Origin of the sequence: Rhodanobacter umsongensis, from assembly GCF_042654965.1 — a bacterium.
In the GTDB taxonomy this organism is placed as follows: Bacteria; Pseudomonadota; Gammaproteobacteria; order Xanthomonadales; family Rhodanobacteraceae; genus Rhodanobacter; species Rhodanobacter umsongensis.
Genome location: NZ_JBHSMK010000005.1, coordinates 76,196 through 96,001 on the forward strand (window position 1 = coordinate 76,196; position 19,806 = coordinate 96,001).

Below are 19,806 nucleotides of genomic sequence, written 5' to 3' on the forward strand. Positions count from 1 at the left end.
GTCACGCACCGACCGCGTGGGCAGCGGGTACCGGCGCGATCTGCACCCAGCTGTCGCGCAGCTGCTGCAGCAGGCCGCTGACCTCGTCGAGGATATCCGCGTCGTCGCGCAGGTTGGCCTGCAGCAGGCGCCGGCTCATGTATTCGTAGAGCGAGTCGAGCCGCTCGACCATCGCCGTGTCGACCTTGGGGTCGAGGCTGTCGCGCAATCCGCCGATGATCTCGATGCAGCGCGAGATCGTTTCGCCCTTGGCAGCCACTTCGCCGCGCAGCATGTGCGCGCGGGCCTTCACCAGGCGCTCCAGGGCGCCATCCATCAACAGCGTGATCAGTCCATGCGGATCGGCCGACTCCACGCCGCCGTGCGAACGAACCTGCTGGTAGGCGCCTGCGCCGTAGCCGAATCCCATGATCGTGATCTCCTGCCTTGAGGTTTCGCGGATTACTTCTTGCTGCTGTTGTTGATCGCGTCGAACTGCTGCTGCAGATAGCTGCTGGTGCTGTTGAGCTTGGACATCAACGTGTCCAGCGCGGTGAACTGCGCCTGGTAACGTGCGGTGAGGTCATCCATGCGGCTGTTCAGCGTGGTCTGCTGGTTCGAGAGATCTTTCAGTTGCTGGCTGAGGCTGGTGGTGCGCCCTGCCAGCAAGCCGGAATCGCCGACCCAGTGGCTCAGCGACCCGTTCAGTTTGGCGGCGAGCCCAGCGGTGCCGGCGAACAGGGTGCCGACGGTCTTGCCGCCATCGGACAGCGCCGCGGCCAGCTTGCCGCTGTCCAGTTTCAAGGTGCCGTCCACCTGCAGCGATATGCCGATGGACGACAGCGTCGTGCCGTTGGCGGTGCCGCCGATGATGCTGGACAAGGTGCTGTTGATGCTGTTCAGCGTGGCGTCCCCGATCATCGCGCCGGCGGTACCGCTGGTGGCATCGTACTTGGTGAGGTTCTGGTAGATCCCGACGAAACTGTTGTAGGTGTTAACCAGGTTGGTCAGCGCCCCGGTGGCCTTGGAGGAATCGCCGGACACGCTCAGCGTGCTGCTGCCCACCTTGATGAGATTGAGCGTCAGTCCGTCGATCGCCGTGCTGGTGGTGTTGCTCGCGCTGTTGCCGGCAAGCCCGTCGATGGTGTAACTCGAATCGCTGGCCGCGTTGATCACGCTCAGCGCATTGCCGGTCGGGGCAGCCACGTCGTAGTTCAACGCCGCCAGACCGCCGTCGCCGCCGCTGCTGCTGACCTTGAAACCGTTGGCCGCGCCGGTCTTCGTGCCGCTCAGCACCAGATGTGCTCCGTCGGTGCCGGTGACGATGGTCGCCGACACGCCGGGATTGTCGCTGGCTTTGTTGATCGCGTCGCGCACCGCGGCGAGCGAATTGTGGCTGCCATCGATCGTGAGGCTCATCGACTTGCCGGCCACCTCGATGGCGAGCGTGCCGGTTCCCACCGCGGCGGTGGAGCTGGCGAATGCCCCGGAAGAGGCCTTCATTGCACTGGCCAGCTGGCTGACGACGATGTTGTAGCTGCCGTTGACCGCGGTGCCGTCGCTGCCTGCGCCCAGCACCGTGGTATCGCTGCTGGTCACGGTGCGGCTGGCAAACGCGCTGCCATCGGTAAGCGAGGCCATCGCCGACTGCAGTGCGGAAAGCGCGGCGCCGATCTGGCCCAGCGCGGAAAGCTGGGTATTGGCGGCGGCCGCCTGGTTGGTGATCTGGTTCTGCTGCGGCGCCTTCTTGGCGGCCACCAGCTTGTCGACCAGACTGGCTACCTCGAGCCCGGAACCCACACCCATCGAAGTAAGCAAGCCCGTGGTTGGTGCGGTGGAGCCTACGGTGATTGCCATGAGTGGGGTTCCTTGAAATGGGGAAGCGGCCGCCGGGTCTGGCGGCCGCTTCGGGTCGAGCTATTAGCCCAGCAGCTTCAACACGCTCTGGGTGGAGGCGTTGGCCTGCGCCAGCACCGAGACACCGGCCTGTTGCAGGATGTTCGCGCTGGACATGTTCGCGGTTTCCGCGGCGAAGTCGGCATCCTGGATCTGGCTGCGCGACGAGCTGAGGTTCTGCGAGATGGTCTGCAGGTTGGCGATGGTGGAGCTGAAGCGGTTCTGCACCGCGCCGAGGTTGCTGCGCATGCCGCTGACCGTGGACAGCGCCGCGTCGATGCGGTTGATCGTGGAGTTGGCGCCGTCCACGGTCAGCACGTTCGCCGAGGCCAGGGTCTTGGTGGTGTCGAGCGCGATATTCGCCGAGAAGCCGATATCGGCCGACTGTGAACCGGAGAACGTGATGGCGGATGCCGCACTCAGCGTAAGCGTGCCGTGGGTATTCGCAACCATGCCTGCGGCGAGGCCGCCCGTGGCGCCGCCGCCCAGCGTCTGGGTGACGTTGATGTCGCGGCCATCGACAGTCGACAGGGTCATGTTGCCGCCCGCATCCACGGCGGCGGTCACGCCGGTCTGGGTGGAGTAGGCATTGATCTGCGCAACCACCTTGTCACCCGTCAACGCGGCGCCCGAGGTATCCGTGCCCGCGGCGTAGATGTCCTGGCCGTTGATGTTCAACGCGTAGGTGTTGCCGGCAGCACCGCCGGTGCTGGTGAATGCGCCGCTGACCGAGCTGTTGGCCGTGGCGGTCAGACCGGAAACATTGGACGCGTTGATCGCTGCAGCTTTCGCGTACGCGCTGCCGGCGCCCTGGCCGGCTGAAGGGCCGGCCACCGAAGCGGCGATATTGGTGATCGCACCGGTGCCCACCTGGATTTTCAGGTTGCTGGCCACCAAAGCGTTGGTGGTTACGGCGGTGCCGGTGCCGGTGGCGAGCGAACCCATCTGGTCGGCACGCGCGCCCTGGCTGAGGTTGACCGAAATCGTTTCACCGACGTTGGCGCCGACCTGGAACGCGGCGTTGCCGAAGCTGCCGTCGAGCACGTGGCGGCCGTTGAAGCTGGTCTGGGTCGAAATACGGGTGATTTCCGCCAGGCGCTGCTGCACTTCGGCGTCGAGCGCGGCGCGATCGCTGTCGGAGTTGGTGGCGTTGGCCGACTGCACCGCCAGCGTGCGGATGCGCTGCATGTTGTTGGTCACCTCGTTCAGCGCCGACTCGGTGGTCTGCGCCAGCGAGATGCCGTCGTTGGCATTGCTGACTGCCTGGTTCAGGCCGTTGATCTGGGTGGTGAAGCGGGTCGAGATGGCGAGGCCGGCGGCATCGTCCTTCGCGCTGTTGATGCGCATGCCCGAGGACAGGCGCTCGATCGCGGTGGCGAGTTTGCTCTGCGACGTGGCCAGGTTCTTCTGGGCATTCAGCGAGCTGATGTTGGTGTTGACACTCATGACCATGGGAATTCTCCGAATCGGGGTGATGTGCCGATGTGAGTCGGCTCAGACAATCCGGCGGGGATTCACCATTGAATGCATCCGCCTTGTGAACTGTTTCGACCCACCACACCGAAACTTGAGCCTTGTCAACGCAAATAGTCGAACAACTTTGAACCCTGGATCTTGGTGAACGTCTGCTGCGCCGCCTGCAGCGCCGTGGTCTGCGCGCCGAGCTGGCTGACCGCGTCGTAGTAATTCACGTCCTGCACATCCGACAGTGCGCTCTTGTACTGCAGCGTCAGGTCGTCATTGAGCCCGCTCTGCTGATCGAGCGCATTCATGCGCGCGCCTACCATGCCGCGCGTGCGCGTGATGTTGTCGATCGCCCGGTCGAGATTCGCGAACTGGGTATTGATGTTGTTCTGCATCTGCGCGCCGCCGCCATTGGACGTGCGCAGCGTGGTGATGATGTTGCCCAGCGTGGTGAACACGTCCTGCTTGGCGGACGCTCCCAGCGCGAACGTGTCACCCACGGCGGGCGCGCCACTGAAGGCCACCTGCGCACCGCGAAAAGTGATGCTGCCGCCGTCGGTCGCGTCGTAACTGCCGCTGTCCAGCACCGCGCCGCCGCCGTCGCGCACTTCGTACGCATTGGCAGCGGTGAACACGATGCTGTAGCTGCCGCCATCCCACGCCGCCGGACTGGCATTGGGATTGCTGACGCTGCTCGAACCGGCGACCGCCGTGCCGGTGTTGGCCGGGTTGGCACTGATGGCGAAGGTGCCGTTGCCAGTGGGGATATCGACGAACACGGCGCTGCCCGGATCCCCGGTGGCCACCTGCAGGCCCGCGCCGGCGGCGACCATGCGCTGGCCGTTGTCGCCCAGATAGCTCACGCCGTTCTGCGACGCAAACGGTTCGGTGCCGGTGCGATTGCCGGCGAAGATGTAATCGCCCTGACCGTCCTTGCCATTGGCCTGGCCGAGCAACTGCTGGCGCAGCTGCACCATCTCGGCGGCAATGTCGCCGCGGGTATCGTCGCTCTGGCTGCCATTGGCGGCCTGCAGCAGCAGCGTGCGCACACGGCCGAGCACGTTGGTGATGTTCGACAGGCTCTGGTCTTCCAGACCCAGCCGCGCATTGGCGGAAGTTATGTTGCGCTGGTACTGCGCGGTATCGGCGGTGAGATGCGATAGGTCCAGCGCACGCGCCGCACCGACCGGATCGTCCGATGGCTGGTTGATGCGCTTGCCGGTGCTCAACTGCGTGTTGAGATCGGACAGGTCGCTCTGGCGATCCATCATGCTGCCGACGGATTGCTGCTGCACCCAACTGGTGGAAACGCGCATGTCTTATCCCCGCACGGCGCTGAGCAGCGCGCCGAATATGCTGTTGGCGGTACTGATGACCTGGGCCGATGCCTGGTAGGCCTGCTGGTAGCGCACCAGGTTGGCGGCCTCCTCGTCGAGGTTCACGCCCGACACGCTTTGCTGCGAATTCATCGCCTGGTTGTACACCGCGGTCTGCGTGGTCAGCTCGTCCTTCGCCAGCGCGCCGGCGCTGCCGACCTGGCTGACGAGCTGGCTGTAGGCGCGGCCGGCGCTGGTGACGCCACCATCGAGTACGCCGAGATTGGCGACCTTGCCCAGCTTCAGCGCATTGCTGTTGTCGCCCTGCGCGTTGCTGTTGGCTTGCAGGCTGAAACTGTCGCCGGCCTGCGGCGCGCCGCCGCTGAGCTGCATGCTCCAGCCGTTGTGCACGATCGGCTGGCCGGGCGTGAAGGCCTGCGCCGCGCCCCCGTCGATGCTGTAGCTGGTGGGCGAGCTGAACACGATGGAGCTGGCGTTGAACAGATTGGCGTTGCTGCCGTCGCTGATGCTGACGCTGGGTGCAGCCGTGCCGGTGTTGCCCGCGGCAGCCGTGGCCGTGAATGGCGCGGCGGCGGCGATCTTGTCGGGGTCGTCGATCGCTATCGAAAAACCGGCGGCGGCCCCGCGGCTGGGCTGCACACGGAAGCTGTCGCCGGCGCTGGCCGTGCCGCCCACCACCAGGCTCAGCCCAGCGGCCTTGAACGGATCGGCGCTGGTGCCGGTGCCGCTGAGCGCAACGGCGCCGCCGTTGGTGTCGCGCATGCTCCAGTTGCTGCCGTCGTAGCTCAGCAGGTAATCCTTGCCGGTCAGCGCGCCGATGTCGCTGATGCTGGCGTCCAGCGTGCCGCTGCCGCTGTTGGTCGTGGCCGCCTGCACGGCGGGGCCGGCCACGTTGAAGAACGTGCCGCCAACCTTGCCCTGCAGATCCACGCCCTGCGCATGCTGCGCATTGAACGCGCTGGCCACCGCCTGCGCGGTACGGCCCAGTTGGGCCTGTGCCGGGTCGAGCACGTTGCTGCGGAAATCCAGCAGCGCGCCCAGCGTACCTCCACCGATGCGGCCGCTGAGCACATTGCCCGATGCCGCACCCACCACTTCGCGACGGGTGGCATCGTAGATGTTCGGCGCGGTGCCGAGGGCGTGCGCCTCGGTGCCGGTGACCAGCGCCTGGCCGTTGCCGACGAACACGCTGATGGTGTTGTCGTTCTGCGGCACCACGCTCACGCCGACTTCGCCGGCCAGTTTCTTCACCAGCGCGTCGCGCTGGTCGAGCAGGTCCGCCGGCGGCGTGCCGTCGGTGGCCGCCGATGAACGGATCAGTCCGTTCAATTTGGCGATCGACTGGCTGTCGCTGTTGATGGAATCGACCGCGTCGCTGACCTGCTGCTGCACCTGGCCGGACAGCGCGCTGAACTGACCGGACAACGCGCGAAACGTCGTGGCCAGGCCGCCCGCGCGGGCGAGCAGGACTTGGCGCGAGGCCGCATCGGATGGCGCATTGGCCATGTCCTGCACGGCGCCGTAGAAGCTGTCCAGCGAGGTCCTGAGGTTGCTGGCGCCGGACAGCTGGTTGTTGAGCTGGCCGGTGAGACCGGCCATGGCGCTGGCGCGGCCGTGCCCGGAACTGGCCGACCACAGCGAGCTGTTGAGGAACTGGCTGTAGGCGCGCTGGACCGCCACCGTGTTGACGCCGGTGCCGATGTAGTAGCCACCCTGCCCTTCGGGCAACCTGGCGCCGAACGACACCACCTGGCGGCTATAGCCGTCGGTGTTCACGTTGGCCACGTTGTGGCTCACCGTGCTGAGCCCGATCTGCGAGGCAAGCAGCCCGGACACGCCGGTCGAAAGCATGTCAGCCATGGAACATCCTCAACACCCTGGGTACCGCCGGCATCGCGCGGTACGTGGAAACGGTAACGGCCGGACGGCTGTTCACTTGAGCCCGTCCGGCTGCCGGAGTGCCGCCAGCGCCTCGCGCATCTGGGCGCTGTTGGCGATCGCGGTGATCTTGGCGACGTACGACGGGTCGGTCGCATAGCCGCCATGCACCAGTGCGCGCGCAAAGCCGGCGATGTCCTCGCCCTGGCCCAGCGCCTGCGCATAGCGCGGGCTGCCGGCCAGCAGGCGGGCGTAGTCGGAGAACGATTCGGAGGGCGAGTCGTAGGCACGGAACTGGTCGCGCTTGCGCACCGCCACGCCGTTCTCGTACTCCAGCGTGGGCACGCTGACCTTGTCGCCGCCCCAGCTGCCGCCGGCCTTGATGCCGAACAGGTTGTTGCTGCTGCTGCCGTCGCCATGGCTGGGCAGATGTTTGCCCCAACCGGTTTCCAGTGCCGCCTGCGCCAGCAGCGCGCGCACCGACACGCCAAGCTGCTTCGCCGCCACCGCCGCATGCGGCGCCAGCGCGCGAACGAAATTCACCGGGTCGCCGCCCGGCAGCAGCTTCGCCGCCGTGCCGGCCACCTCCAGCGCACCCTGGGCCATGCGATCGAGGGCCTGGCGCCATGACGAACCGGCATCGGCCGTCGACGGCACGCCGGGCATGCCGAAACCACCGGCTGCATCACCCGCGCCATCGCCGCCGGCCGCAGTGCGGTCGGCACCGAGCTGCAGCAGGGCGCGGACATTGGCATTGAGGACGCCAGCCGTGGACAACGGCAGCCCCTGGCTGGCATCGGCAGCGGTGGCAGCGGCGGCATCCGGTTTGCCGCCTAGCTGGCGCACCAGCATCTTGGCGATGCCGAGGCCGTTGTGGCCGTTGGCCAGGCTCAGCGACAACTGCTGGTCGAACATGTCGCGATAGGAATTGACCTGCTCGCTGCCTGCGATGTCGCTGCCCATGCTGGCGTTGGCGTCGCGCATCGACTTCAGCATCATCTGGGTGAAGATCGCCTCGAACTGCTTGGCCACCGCCGGCAGCGCGCCCTTGCCGCCATCGCTGCGCGCCTGCGCGCGCAACTGCTGGAAGCCGGACAGTTCGGTCCAGGTATCGAGGGCGGGCAATGCGCTGTTGATGGGCGTCATGATGTCGTCACCGGATCAGATCACGACAAGATCTGCATGAAGCGCGCCAGCCTGCTTCAGTGCCTGCAGGATCGAGATGAGGTCGCTCGGCGTGGCGCCGACCTGGTTCACCGCACGCACGATGGTGTCCAGGCTCACGCCCGGGCCGAACTTGAACATGTGCGCGCCGTCTTCGCTGATCTGCACGCTGCTGCTCGGCACGATCGCGGTCTGCCCCCGGCTGAAGGGCGCCGGCTGGCTGACCAGTGCCTGCTCGCCGATGGTGACCTGGATCGCGCCATGCGCCACCGCGGCAGCGGTGACTCGCACATCCGAGCCGATCACCACGGTGCCGGTGCGCGAGTTCACCACGATGCGGGCCGGCGCGTCGCCCGGCTGCACGTCGAGGTTCTGGATCGCACCCAGCCATGCCACCTTCTGCGCCGGATCCTGCGGCCCGCGCACCGACACCGAACCGCCGTCGAGCGGTTGCGCGGTGCCGGCGCCGTAGGCCTGGTTGACCGCTGCGGCGATCCGCGTTGCCGTGGTGAAATCGGCGGTATTGAGGTTCAGCGTCAGGTCGCCGCCCCCGGCAAACGACGAGGCCACGATGCGCTCCACCGAGGCGCCGTTGGGGATACGCCCGCTGGCGGAAATATTGACCTGCACGCTGGAGCCGCTCTTGCCCTGGGCGCTGACGCCGCCGACCACCACACTGCCTTGCGCCACGGCGTAGACGTTGCCGTCGGCGCCGCGCAACGGCGCCATCAGCAACTGGCCGCCGCGGATGCTCTTGGCGTTGCCGATCGAGGCGACCGTCACGTCGATGGTCTGGCCCGGCTTGGCGAACGGCGGCAGCTCCGCCGTCACCATCACGGCCGCGGCGTTCTTCAGCTGCGGCCGCGCGTTCGCCGGCACCGTGATGCCGAACTGCTGCAGCATGTTCTCCAGGCTCTGGGTGGTGAACGGCGCCTGCGTGGTCTGGTCGCCCGAGCCGTCCAGGCCCACGACCAGGCCGTAGCCGATCAGCTGGTTGCTGCGCACGCCGGCCACCTGCACCAGGTCGCGGATCTTGTCGGCATGGGCCGGCGTGGGCGCCAGCAGCAGCGCGAGCATGCACAATGCCACGGTGGAACCGAACGCGTGCCAGCGTTGCACTGCGGCCCGGATCTGCTCGCGGCGCCGCACGGCGAAAGAGCGCGGATCAAGCGGATCGGCCACCAGCGCGGCCGCAGCCGGCGTGCTCACACGCACCGTCGCCGGCCCGGTGGAGGAAACGGACTCGGGTATCGAGGACGGTCGCGCCTGCCTGCTGTGCTGGTTCTTCATCAGAACGGCATCCACTTGGAGTTGAAGAACCGGGACAGCCAGCCACGGGTGTTTGCATCGGCCAGCGTGCCGCGACCGGTGTAGCTGATGCGCGCGTCGGCGACGCGGGTGGACGGCACCACGTTGTCCTGGCCGATGTCCTGCGGACGCACGATGCCGGAGATGCGCACCAGCTCCTGGCCCTGATTGATGGTCAGCCATTTCTCGCCGCGCACCAGCAGGTTGCCGTTGGTCAGGCGCTGCGCCACGGTGACGGTGATCTGGCCGGTGAGCTGGTTGCTCTGGCTGCTGGATCCGGCGCCGTCGAAGCTGCGCTCGCCGTCCAGCCCGATGTCGGCCACCTTGCCGCCGATCGACAGGCCCTGGCCCAGGATGGTGGGCGAGGCGATCTTGGCCTTGTCGGTCTTGCTGGTGCTGGTGGTGGCCTTCTTGCTGGCCTGGGTGCTTTCCACCAGCGCCACGGTGAGGATGTCGCCGACGCGATGCGCGCGCGGATCGGCAAACAGCTCCATGTTCTGCGAGTCGTGATAGATCGAGCCGTCGGCCTGCGCGGGTGCCACCTGCTGCGCGAGCGGCGGCGTCGGCGCCCACTCGGCGGCGTCGCGCGCGCGCGGCGCGCCGGCGCAACCGGCCAGCGCGGCCAGCGCGCACAACAGCAGGGGCAAGCGGTAGCGATTCGGCATCACGGCATTACTCATGTCTTGTTGGTGAGGAACTGCAGCATCGAGTCGGCAGCGGACACCGCCTTGGAGTTCATCTCGTAGGTGCGCTGGGTTTCGATCATGTCGACCATCTGCTCGACCACGTTGACGTTGGAGGCTTCCAGCTGGCCCTGCGACAACGTGCCCAGGCCGTTCAAGCCCGGCTGGCCGATCTGCGGCGAGCCGCTGGAGGCGGTCTCCAGGTAGAGGTTGTCGCCATTCGGCTGCAGGCCGGCAGGGTTGATGAAGTCGGCCAGTTGCACGGTGCCGATCTGCTGCGTCGCCGCCTGCCCCGGCAGGCTCACGCTGACGGTGCCATCGCTGCCGATGGTGATGCTCTGCGCGTTGGCAGGAACGCTGACGGCCGGATCCACCGCATAGCCGTTGGCGGTGACGATCTGGCCGTTCTGGTCCAGATGCAGCGAGCCGTCGCGGGTGTAGGCGATGGTTCCGTCGGGCATGGTCACCTGCAGGAAGCCGCGACCCTGCACGGCCACGTCCAGCGAGTTCCCGGTCTGCTCCATGTTGCCCTGGGTGAACAGCTTTTCGCTGCCCACCACGCGGACGCCGGTGCCGAGCATCAGGCCCGAGGGCGACTGTGTCTGCTCGGTGGTCTGGCTGCCTGGCTGACGCAGGTTCTGGTAGACCAGATCCTGGAACGCCGCGCGCGCGCTCTTGTAGCCGGTGGTGTTGGCATTGGCCAGGTTGTTCGAGATCACGTCCATGCGCGTCTGCTGCGCATCGAGGCCGGTCTTGGCTACCCACAGGGATGAAAACATGTCGATGGACTCCGTTTGGACGTCTGGATGTCTTTATGAAATATCGCGCTGACCGAGGGTCAGGTCATCTGCAGCAGCCGCGAGGCTGACTGCGCGTTCTCGTCGGCGCTGTGGATGGAGCGGATCTGCAGTTCGTACTGGCGCGACAGCTGGATCATCTGCACCAGCGTCTGCGATGGATTGACGTTGCTGGACTCGAGCACGCCGGATTTCAGCGTGACCGCCGGATCGGCATCCGCGGTGCCCCCATCGCTCAGGTGCATCAGGCCGTCGCTACCCAGCGCAAGGCGGCCGGCGCCCGGATTGACCAGCTTGATGCGGCCGACCGCGGCGATGGTTTCGGGGGACTGCCCCATCGGCACCACCGATACGGTGCCGTCGGCGCCGATGTTCATCTGGGTGCTCTGCGGGATGCTGATCGGGCCGCCGTCGCCCAGCACCAGGTTGCCGCGGGAGTCGGTGAGCAGGCCGTCCGGCGTCAGCCGCAGTTCGCCGGCACGGGTATACCCTTCGCTGCCGTCGGCGCCCTGCACCGCGATCCAGCCCTGCCCCTGCACCGCCACATCCAGATCGCGACCGGTCTCGACCTGGCCGCCCTCGCGCATGTCCACGCCCAGGCCTTGCGCCACGCCGTTGATCCGCGTGGGCATGCCCGGCCCCTGCACCGGCAGCGGCTGGAAGGCCGACAGCTGCGCCTTGAAACCGACGGTGTCGGCGTTGGCCAGGTTGTGCGCCACCTCCGACTGCTCGCGCATCATCTGCGTGGCGCCGGTCATGGCTACATAGAGCGAACGATCCATGATGAAACCTCAGTGGCGCTGATCCCGGCACGCCGGGATCACGCGTCGTGTCAGTTGCGGATGTTGATGATGGTCTGGGTCAGCTGGTTGTCGGTGGAGATCACCTGCGCGTTCGCCTGGTAGTTGCGTTGCGCCTTGATCATGTTGACCAGCTGCGCGGTGAGGTCGGCCGTGTTGGACGCCTCCAGCGCACCGGCCTGCACGCTGCCGAACGTGCCGTTGCCGGCAGCACCCATGATCGGCGTGCCGGAGTCATAGGATGCGGCCCAGTTGGTGTTGTCCAGTTGGCGCAGGCCCTGCTCATTGGAGAACTGCGCCATCGCCAGCTGGCCGAGCGAGGTGGTCTGGCCGTTGGAGTACTTGGCCTGCACCACGCCCTGATTGGATACGTCGATGCTGGCCAGGATGCCGGTCGGATAGCCATCCGGGTTGATCGCGCTGGCGGCGTAGGTGTTGCCGAACTGGGTCGCCTTGCTCATGTCCAGGGTGAGCTGCATGGGATCGGAGCCCGGGCTGACCGACACCGCCGGAAAGGCCAGCTTGCCGTTCGCCGGCGCAACCAGCGCACCGCTGCTGTTGAAGGTGAGCTGCTGCGACGCGCCGGTGGAAACGCCATCGACGTAGAGGTTCGCGTTCCACACGTTGGCGGCTGCGTCCTTGACGAAGTACACGGTGCCGTTGTGGGTGGCGCCCAGCGAGTCGTAGGCGGTGAACGGGGTGGACTGGTTGTAGCTGGCGGGGTCGTTGACCGGATCGAATGGGGTGGCCGGTGCCACGGCATCGGAGGGAAGGTTCAACGCCATCTGTACGGCGCCGGTGGCCTTGGCCGCATTCTGCGAGCCAAGCAGCTGCAGGTCGGTCAGCGTGCTGCTGTCGAACGTGCCATTGGACAGGGCCGGAAATACTTGCAGGCGCTGGCCGTTGGCGTTCGTCACGAACCCGTTCTGATTCTTCTGGAAGGCACCGGCGCGCGTGTACGAGTAGCCCTTGCCGTCGTGCAGCGTAAAGAAGCCCTCGCCGCTGATGGCGAAATCCAGGCTGTTGTTGGTCGTCTCGACGCTGCCGGCGGTGAACTGCTGGGCCACGTTGGTCAGCCGCACGCCGCTGCCGATCTGGGTGGCGCTGAGGTTGGGACCGGCAGCGTTGAACAGCTCGGCAAACTGGGCACGCGAGCCCTTGAAGCCGGTGGTGCCGGTGTTGGCGATGTTGTTGGCGGTGACCTCGAGATCCGAGGAGGCCGCGTTGAGACCGCTCAATGCAATGTTGAAAGGCATTCGAGTAATTCCTCTGTATTGAAGCCCCGCGGGGCCATCAGTTGATCTGCGCGACCTGACTCAGCAGGACGCCACCAAAACCATCCACATCCAGATAGGCGCCGTCGCTGCCGGTCATGCCCACACCGCTGACCTTGCCGCTCACATAGGTCGCCACGGCATCGTTGCCGGCCTGCGCCTTGAGCCCGTAGGTGCCTGCGGCCAGCGCCGTACCCCCGTCGTCCTTGCCGTCCCAGTGGAACGCCGCCAGGCCTGCCGCGGGCGTACCCAGGTTCAGCGTGCGCAGCACGTTGCCGGCGGCATCGGTCACCTGCACCAGCACGGTGCCGCCGCCGTCGGGCACGTTCACCGCGCCGTCCAGGCCGCCGTCCTGCAGCTGACCCGCGGCCGAAGGCACCGTCACGCTGCGCCCGACCATGCTGCTTGCCTGCAACATCTGATTGCCCTGCAGCGACTGGCTCAGACTGTCGAACGAGGTCTGCAGCGATTGCGTGGCCGAGACCTGGCTGATCTGCGCCAGCTGGCTGACCATCTGCGACGAATCCATCGGCTTGGTCGGATCCTGGTTGCGCATCTGCTGCACCAGCAGGCTCAGGAAATCGGCCTGGCCTAGGGTCTTTTCCTTGCCCGCGCTGGCCGCCTTTGCGGCGTTCGAAGCGGGACCGCCAATCGCCATGTCACTCATGCCACGTTCCTCGCCTTTCGATGGTTGATCCGTGCAGGTTTCACCCAGGCGCGCCTCACTTGCCCAGGTCCAGCGTCTTCTGCATCAGCTGGCGCGTCGAGTTCATCACCTCGACGTTGTTCTGGTACGAACGCGAGGCCGAGATCATGTTGACCAGCTCGTCGACCGGGTTGACGTTGCTGCTGTAGACATAGCCGTCCGCGTCAGCCAGCGGGTTGCCCGGCTCGTAGCGGCTCGGAATGGCCGCCTGGCTCTCGGTGACACCGAGCACCTGCACGCCTTCGCCCACGGCATTGCTGCCGCTGTCCTGCTGGTTCTTCACCGCGGCAAACAGCGGCTCGCGCGAGCGGTAGGCGCCCTCGGGCGTACTGGCCACGCTGTCGGCATTGGCCAGATTGCTGGCCACCGTGTTCAAGCGCAGCGACTGCGCCGCCATGCCGGAGCCGGCGACGTTGAAAATGGAGAAGAGAGACATCAGCCCTGACCCCCGCTGATGGCGGTGCGCAGCATGCGGATCTGCGCGGTAATGAATGAAAGGCTGGCCTGGTAGTGCACGCCGTTGGCGGCGAAGGCAGCCTGCTCGGCCTGGGCATCGACGGTATTGCCGTCCATGCTCGGCTGGGTCGGCACGCGATACGCCAGCGCATCCGCCGCCTGGCCGGCGGTGCCGATCTGCCCGGGCGTGCTGGCCTGCAATGGCAGGCCATCCGGACCACCGCCCGCGGCGGCCAGCACCTTGCGGAAGTCCACGTCGCGCGCCAGATAGCCAGGCGTGTCGGCGTTGGCCAGGTTGTTGGCGAGCACTTCGGTGCGGCGCTGCCATAGATCCAGCGCACGGGTATGGATGCCGAACAGGTTGTCAGGGGTCAGGGTCATTGCTTCGCTCCGCGTGCCGTTGCTGCACGGAGTCGGAGGCAAATTGCATGCCACCCTGGGGAAACCCTTGCCGGGACTGGGCTGGCGCGGCAACCTTCGGCACCGCCATGGCCGCGGTGGCGCCGAAAGACGGATTGTTGACGCCAGACGGGGTGCGCCGCCCGGACGTCAGTCTGCCGGGGTCGGCTCCGGCAGCAGCTCCAGCACCGCCTGTGCCAGCAGGTCCGGCTGGAATTTGGCCACGAAGCGATCGGCCTTGACCTCCTTCACCATCGCCTCGTTGAACATGCCGCTGAGCGAACTGTGCAGCACGACCTTGAGCGGGCGCAGGCTCGGCGCCTCGCGAATGGCGCGAGTCAGTGCGTAACCGTCCAGCCGCGGCATCTCGATGTCGGACACCACCAGCCTGACCCCATCGGCGGGATCGGCGGCGGCCATATCGAGTAGCCGCTCGAGCGCCTCGCGGCCGTCCTTCGCCACCACGCACTCGATATGCATCTGCTTGAACAAGCTGACCAGGCGGCGACGGGCAATCACCGAGTCATCCACCACCATCACCCGCCGGGGAGACAGCGAGCGCGCACCGGCAACTCGCCGCATGTGCATCGACAGCTCCGCCGGCGCGGCATCGATGCTGGCCAGCACATGTTCCACGTCGACCACGGCGAGCAATGCACCATCGACCCGCGTCACCGCGTTGACCCGTGCGCCGAAGCCCAGCGCCGTGGGTGGTGCTGTCAGCGTTTCACCTTCGCACTGCACCATGCGCTGCAGGTCGGCCACCAGGAACCCCTGCACCGAGCGGCTGAACTCGGTGACCATTAGGTGAGCCGAATCCACATCGCGCAGCGGCGCATAGCCGAGCGCCGCCGCCAGGTCGATCACCGGGATGGTCTGCCCGCGATAGTCGCAGCTGCCGGCCAGCAACTCGTGCACGCCCGGCATGCGCTCCAGTGGCGGGCGCCGCGACACCTCGCGCACCTTGAACACGTTGATACCGAACAATTGCTCGTCGCCCAGTCGGAACAGCAGCATCGCCACGCGGTTATGGCCGGCCAGCCGGGTATGTCGTTCCACCTTTTCCAGCAATGTGCCGCCCATGCGGACTCCTCGAATGGGTGCCGCCGCAGCGACTGTCTGCGAAAGCTATCGGCCGCCATGCGAGGCGCTTGAGCCTCATGCGTCCCTTTCCCCGTCGCACAGGAGAAGGTTGCGGCCAGGTCGCCCTCGACCGTCCCGCAGGCTCGGCCCGGCCGGCCCGACCACCCCTGCCTGCTGCGGCACGAGCCAATGGCTGGCATGCGATTTGCTTCCTCAAGTTTCGAAGGTTTTTGACGATGCAGCTTCTGCACTCCCGCTCCATAACAAGGTGACTTCCGCCCCATGAGCTTGATCTGGAACCAGCATCTCGCCGCCCTGGTCGAGGCTGCTGCCGCAGGCAACGACGCGCAGGTCGCCGCATTGCGACGCAAGTACCCGCGCGCCGCGCAGGTGCTGGCGCCGCTGCTAGCCCGCGTCGCCAGCCGCCCGCCCAGCTCGGTGGCGCTGCAGACCGTGGAGCAGCAAAGCCTGGTGCTGGGCGCGGTGCAACAGCTGTCGCGTGAACAGGCCGCATTGGACAAGGCCGCTGGCGACAGCCGCGCCAGTGTCGATCGCTTGACGGATGGCAGCGCCGGTATCTCGACGGTATTGCAGCAGGTCGGCGCCGACCTGGACCAGGCCAGCCAGGCCGGACTGGCCGGCGCCGGCACCGTCAGCGAGCTGGACGGCCAACTGCGGCTGCTGCGCAGCGCGCTGTCGGCGATGAATCGCAATCAGAGCAAGCTGGCCGAACAGGTCGCGCAGATCCGCAAGCTCACCGGCGCGGTCCAGGAGATTGCCCACCAGACCAATCTGGTGGCGCTCAATGCGGCGATCGAGGCGGCCCGGGCCGGCGAGGCGGGCCGCGGTTTTGCGGTGGTTGCCGATGAGGTCAAGCAGCTGGCGGAGAAGACCGCGCTCACCACCACCGAGATCGAAACCGTCACCGGCTCCATCGGCGATTTCTCGCTGCAGCTGGACGGCGACGTACAACACGGCCTGCAGCAACTTGAGCGGGCGCAGGCTGGCGTGGGCCAGTCCGGCGCCACGCTGGGTGCAGGCAGCGCCGCGTTGCGCACCGCCAACGAACGTATCCATAAGCTGCAACAGACGCACGACATGCAGCATGCGCGCGCCACCGCGGCCCAGGCGGCGCTGGGCGCATTGCAGCGCCGCGGCAACGAAGCGCGGCGCCAAGCCGAATCGCTGCATCGCGCTGCGCTGCTGTCCCATCGGCTGGGGCTGGACTGGCTGGAGGGTGTCAGCGGCAACGACCCGGCCAGCCTCAGCCTGACTGTGCGCGAGGCCGCCTTGAACCTGCGCCAGGCCATGGAGCTGGCCCTGCTGGAGCCCGGCGCGCTGGATCGTCGCTGGTTCGATACCCACACGATCAATCGCAGCATCGGCCGGCTCGCCGCGCTGCATCAGGGCGCGCGCGACGTCAGCGGCCTCACCGAGACCGGCGCGCAACTGAGCGAACAAGGCAGCCGCTTCGTCACCTTGCTGTGCGACGGTCAGCTTGAGCAGGCGGTCCAGCTTTCGCAGCAACTCGAGTCCGGCCGCGAAACCCTGCTCGTTCAGCTTGGCGGCCTGCTGGCCGACGCATGAAGGCCTGGCGATCCGCTACCGTTGTCATGGGGATCGCCACGCTGTGGCCCGGCGCATCCTGCGCCACCCCCGCAGCCGCAGCCAGCGCGACGCAGTCGCTCGACAGCGTGCGCGCAGCGGCCGAACAGGCCGTGCGCGAGCACTACGCGATGCCCGGCAGCCGCATCGAGATCGCGTCCGGCTCGCTCGACCTGCGGCTGCAGCTGGCCCTCTGCCGGCAGCCGCTGCGTGCGCGGGTCGCCACCGACGCCCAGGCTTCTTCGCGCATGACGGTGCCGGTGCAATGTCCGCAGGATGGCGGCTGGACGGTGCGGGTACCGCTGCAGGTAAAAGTATTCAGGACCGTGCTGGTAGCCAGCCGCCCCCTCTTGCGCGGCGACGGCGTCAGCGCCGCGGATGTGCATGGCGAGGAGCGGGATGTCACCCGACTCGGTTATGGCTACATCGAGAACATGGACCAGATTGCCGGCCGTTCGCTGGCCCGAGCCGTGGCCCGCGGCAGCGTGCTCAGCCCCGGCACGCTCGGTGGTCGCCGCATGGTGCGTGCCGGCGATCACGTACAGATGGTGGCGCGGCTTGACGGCATCGAGGTCCGCGCCGACGGCGTGGCGCTGGGCAGCGGCGACAACGGCGCCCGCCTGCGGGTCCGCAACGAAAGCTCCGGCAAGGTGGTCGATGCCATGGTCAGCGCCCCCGGCGTAGTGGTCGCCCTGCCATGAACACGGGCGAATCGGGGTCGACGGCATTACTCTTTGCCTTTGCCACTAAAGTTTCCGCGAAACCGGCCGATCTGACAGTTACAGGGCCACACCCCAGCGAGAACGGACCCATGAATACGACCATATCCAATAACGGTTTGCCGAAGTTTCCCCAAGCCAGCAACGGCCCGGGCAGCGGTTCGGCAACGACAGCCGCCGCTTCAGCGGGCTCCACTGCTGCCGCGCCGACATCGGACGACCAGCTCAGGCTGACCGATTCGGCGCTGGCCCTGCAGGAGGCCGCGCGTCCAGGCGACACCGCCGCGGTGGACCCGCATCGGGTGGAGCAAGTGCGCAAGGCGCTGGCCGACGGCAGCTACAAGGTCGATGCCGGCCGCATCGCCGATCGCCTGCTTGCGTTCGAGCAGCAGATCGGCAGCACGGGCAAGGCATGAACAGCCCGCTGCAGCACGAACTGAACGCCGCGCTCGCGGCCGTTCTGGACGACATGCAGCAGGCCGTCGCGCAGCTCGGGCAGGTGTTGCAAGCCGAGCGCACCGCGCTGGATACCTCCAGCAGCGAGGCACTGGATCAGGCCGGTGCGCGCAAGCAGGCGATCATGCAGCAACTGGAGCAACTCGATGCCGAGCGCCAGCTGCTGGGCCGGGAGCAACCCGAAGCCGCGGCCGCGCTGGAGCCTGTCTGGGCGCGCATCGTGGTGTCTCTGCGCGAGTGTCACCTGCTCAACCAGCGCAATGGCAGCGCGGTCAACCTGCGCCTGACCCAGGTGCGCCAGGCGCTGGCGGTGTTGACCGGGCATGCCGGCGAAAGCGAACTGTACGGCCGCTCCGGGGAGTTGCGCACCCATCTGCGCTCGCAAGTGCTCGCGGCGGCATGACATGAGATCTCGAAGAAGCCGGCACCGCCGCCTGCCTGCGCAGACGGTCCTCCCACTGACTGCGAGGCGGCCTCCGGCCACGCCTTCGCGTTAATCGCGATGACTGATCATGAGCAATTCAAACGCCTCCCCCGCCTTGTCCACCGCTCGGAATGCTTCAGGCAGCGACGGAGCAATGCTGCCGATATCGATCCCGCTGCCGGTGCTGCGCGTGCCGATGCTCGATCGCGAGCGCCAGCTGTTTGCCTACGAAATCGTCTTTCATCGTGAACTCGGCGACGAACAGCATCTGCTGCAGAGCGTACTGTCGACCATCACCGATGGCGCCCTGACCCGGCTGGTTCGCGGCAACCGCGCGTTCCTCAACCTGCCCACCGAACTGCTGCCGGAAGACTCCGACGTACTGCTGCATCAGCCCCGCCTGGGCGTGGTGTTGCAGCCGGGGGTGGCCACCGATCTGCCGCTGATGAAGCGCCTGCAGCAGATGGCGCAGCGCGGTTGCCAGTTCATGCTGGACGCCAACGATGTCGATCTGGAAAGCAGCCTGCCCTTGCAGAACCTGCTGCACATGGTGCAGCTGGTGCGGCTGGACGCCAGCCGGATGACCCCGGAGGCATTGAAGGAGCGCGCCGAGTATCTGCATACGCGGGGCATCCGGGTTGTCGCCGGTCAGGTCAACGATCACCCAACCTACGAGCGTTGCCTGGAACTGCCTCTGCAGGCGATTCAGGGGCGTTTCCTGCTGATCCCGCAACCGGTGGCGGTGCCCGTGCTCACCGCCAACCGGCTGAGCATGCTGCGGCTGATGCGCGTGTTGCAGGAAAGCAATCCCGGCCCGGTGGAACTGGGCAGCATCATCCGCGACGACGCGGTGCTCAGCTACAAGCTGCTCAGCTGCGTCAACTCGGCCTACTTCGCGTTGCCGCGGCAACTGAAATCGGTGCAGCAGGCGGCCATCTTCTTCGGCGTCACCCGCATGCGCAACTGGATCGACACGATGTCGATGTGCAGCATGGACGACCGGCCGCCGGAGCTGCTGCGCGCTGCGCTGATCCGCGCGCACATGTGCGAGAAACTGGCCAGCGGCATGCCCAGCGGGCATTCGGAGATGGCGTTCACGGTCGGCCTGTTCTCGCTGCTGGACACCTTGATGTGCGCGCCGATGGAGTTCCTGCTGACCCATCTGCGGCTGGTCCCGGAAATCAGCAATGCGCTCACCCGACGCGAAGGCCCGTTCGGCCCGCTGCTCGATCAGATCATCGCGTGGGAAGCAGGCGAGCTGACCAGCGAGAGGGTGCTTCCCCAGCGTATCCACCGGTTGGCCGGCGTCTATCTGGAAGCCACACAGTGGGCCGATCAGGTCTACGCCGGGGCGAACGAGAAGCAGGCGAACTGACCG

At 66.9% G+C, this 19,806-nt stretch carries 20 protein-coding genes; 5 read left to right on the forward strand and 15 right to left on the reverse strand.

From position 1 onward, the window contains the following. Position 1: 1 nt before the first annotated feature. From fliS to ACFPME_RS09645, 15 genes are all read right to left on the reverse strand, one after another. The gene (gene fliS, locus ACFPME_RS09575) at positions 2–409 is read right to left on the reverse strand and encodes a flagellar export chaperone FliS (RefSeq protein ID WP_377304576.1); all 408 of its coding nucleotides are present in this window, start codon (positions 407–409) and stop codon (positions 2–4) included. A gap of 32 nt (positions 410–441) precedes the next feature. Further along, the gene (gene fliD, locus ACFPME_RS09580) at positions 442–1,836 is read right to left on the reverse strand and encodes a flagellar filament capping protein FliD (protein ID WP_377304578.1); all 1,395 of its coding nucleotides are present in this window, start codon (positions 1,834–1,836) and stop codon (positions 442–444) included. Between the two features lie 63 nt (positions 1,837–1,899). Next, positions 1,900–3,327: a flagellin N-terminal helical domain-containing protein gene (locus ACFPME_RS09585; RefSeq protein WP_377304580.1), complete on the reverse strand. Its 1,428-nt coding sequence runs from the start codon at positions 3,325–3,327 to the stop codon at positions 1,900–1,902. Positions 3,328–3,452: 125 nt separating this feature from the next. Then, entirely contained in the window at positions 3,453–4,655 is a 1,203-nt protein-coding gene (gene flgL, locus ACFPME_RS09590; RefSeq protein WP_377304582.1) for a flagellar hook-associated protein FlgL, read from the reverse strand. 3 nt (positions 4,656–4,658) lie between these two features. Continuing rightward, the gene (gene flgK, locus ACFPME_RS09595; protein WP_377304584.1) at positions 4,659–6,536 is read right to left on the reverse strand and encodes a flagellar hook-associated protein FlgK; all 1,878 of its coding nucleotides are present in this window, start codon (positions 6,534–6,536) and stop codon (positions 4,659–4,661) included. A gap of 72 nt (positions 6,537–6,608) precedes the next feature. After that, a complete protein-coding gene (flgJ, locus tag ACFPME_RS09600) occupies positions 6,609–7,700 on the reverse strand; it encodes a flagellar assembly peptidoglycan hydrolase FlgJ (protein ID WP_377304586.1) in 1,092 nt (363 codons plus the stop codon). A gap of 15 nt (positions 7,701–7,715) precedes the next feature. Continuing rightward, entirely contained in the window at positions 7,716–8,795 is a 1,080-nt protein-coding gene (locus ACFPME_RS09605; protein WP_377305407.1) for a flagellar basal body P-ring protein FlgI, read from the reverse strand. A 212-nt stretch (positions 8,796–9,007) separates the two neighbouring features. After that, positions 9,008–9,706 (reverse strand): flagellar basal body L-ring protein FlgH, encoded by a 699-nt coding sequence (gene flgH / locus ACFPME_RS09610; RefSeq protein ID WP_377304588.1) that lies wholly within the window; start codon positions 9,704–9,706, stop codon positions 9,008–9,010. Then, a complete protein-coding gene (gene flgG, locus ACFPME_RS09615) occupies positions 9,703–10,488 on the reverse strand; it encodes a flagellar basal-body rod protein FlgG (protein ID WP_377304590.1) in 786 nt (261 codons plus the stop codon). Before flgG ends, flgH begins: the two co-directional genes overlap by 4 nt. 59 nt (positions 10,489–10,547) lie before the next feature. Further along, positions 10,548–11,288 (reverse strand): flagellar basal-body rod protein FlgF, encoded by a 741-nt coding sequence (gene flgF / locus ACFPME_RS09620; protein ID WP_377304592.1) that lies wholly within the window; start codon positions 11,286–11,288, stop codon positions 10,548–10,550. A 50-nt stretch (positions 11,289–11,338) separates the two neighbouring features. After that, positions 11,339–12,562, reverse strand: a complete 1,224-nt coding sequence (gene flgE, locus ACFPME_RS09625) for a flagellar hook protein FlgE (protein WP_377304594.1) — start codon at positions 12,560–12,562, stop codon at positions 11,339–11,341. Positions 12,563–12,599: 37 nt separating this feature from the next. Then, on the reverse strand, positions 12,600–13,247 hold the full coding sequence (locus ACFPME_RS09630; RefSeq protein ID WP_377304596.1) for a flagellar hook assembly protein FlgD: 648 nt from the start codon (positions 13,245–13,247) through the stop codon (positions 12,600–12,602). 55 nt (positions 13,248–13,302) lie between these two features. Then, on the reverse strand, positions 13,303–13,722 hold the full coding sequence (flgC, locus tag ACFPME_RS09635) for a flagellar basal body rod protein FlgC (protein WP_377304599.1): 420 nt from the start codon (positions 13,720–13,722) through the stop codon (positions 13,303–13,305). Further along, positions 13,722–14,123, reverse strand: a complete 402-nt coding sequence (flgB, locus tag ACFPME_RS09640) for a flagellar basal body rod protein FlgB (protein ID WP_377304601.1) — start codon at positions 14,121–14,123, stop codon at positions 13,722–13,724. Before flgB ends, flgC begins: the two co-directional genes overlap by 1 nt. Positions 14,124–14,291: 168 nt before the next feature. Further along, a complete protein-coding gene (locus tag ACFPME_RS09645; RefSeq protein ID WP_377304603.1) occupies positions 14,292–15,224 on the reverse strand; it encodes a chemotaxis protein in 933 nt (310 codons plus the stop codon). Positions 15,225–15,506: 282 nt separating this feature from the next. Between ACFPME_RS09645 and ACFPME_RS09650 the strand changes: the two genes are divergently transcribed. The 5 genes from ACFPME_RS09650 to ACFPME_RS09670 all read left to right on the forward strand — a co-directional run bounded on the left by ACFPME_RS09650 (position 15,507) and on the right by ACFPME_RS09670 (position 19,803). Then, entirely contained in the window at positions 15,507–16,811 is a 1,305-nt protein-coding gene (locus tag ACFPME_RS09650; protein ID WP_377304605.1) for a methyl-accepting chemotaxis protein, read from the forward strand. Beyond that, on the forward strand, positions 16,808–17,530 hold the full coding sequence (gene flgA / locus ACFPME_RS09655) for a flagellar basal body P-ring formation chaperone FlgA (protein ID WP_377304607.1): 723 nt from the start codon (positions 16,808–16,810) through the stop codon (positions 17,528–17,530). Before ACFPME_RS09650 ends, flgA begins: the two co-directional genes overlap by 4 nt. Before the next feature lie 110 nt (positions 17,531–17,640). Next, a complete protein-coding gene (flgM, locus tag ACFPME_RS09660) occupies positions 17,641–17,964 on the forward strand; it encodes a flagellar biosynthesis anti-sigma factor FlgM (RefSeq protein ID WP_377304609.1) in 324 nt (107 codons plus the stop codon). After that, entirely contained in the window at positions 17,961–18,407 is a 447-nt protein-coding gene (locus ACFPME_RS09665) for a flagella synthesis protein FlgN (RefSeq protein ID WP_377304611.1), read from the forward strand. The genes flgM and ACFPME_RS09665 overlap by 4 nt, the downstream gene beginning before the upstream one ends. A gap of 175 nt (positions 18,408–18,582) precedes the next feature. Continuing rightward, complete coding sequence (locus ACFPME_RS09670) at positions 18,583–19,803, forward strand: EAL and HDOD domain-containing protein (RefSeq protein ID WP_377304613.1); 1,221 nt, start codon at positions 18,583–18,585, stop codon at positions 19,801–19,803. Positions 19,804–19,806: the final 3 nt, after the last annotated feature.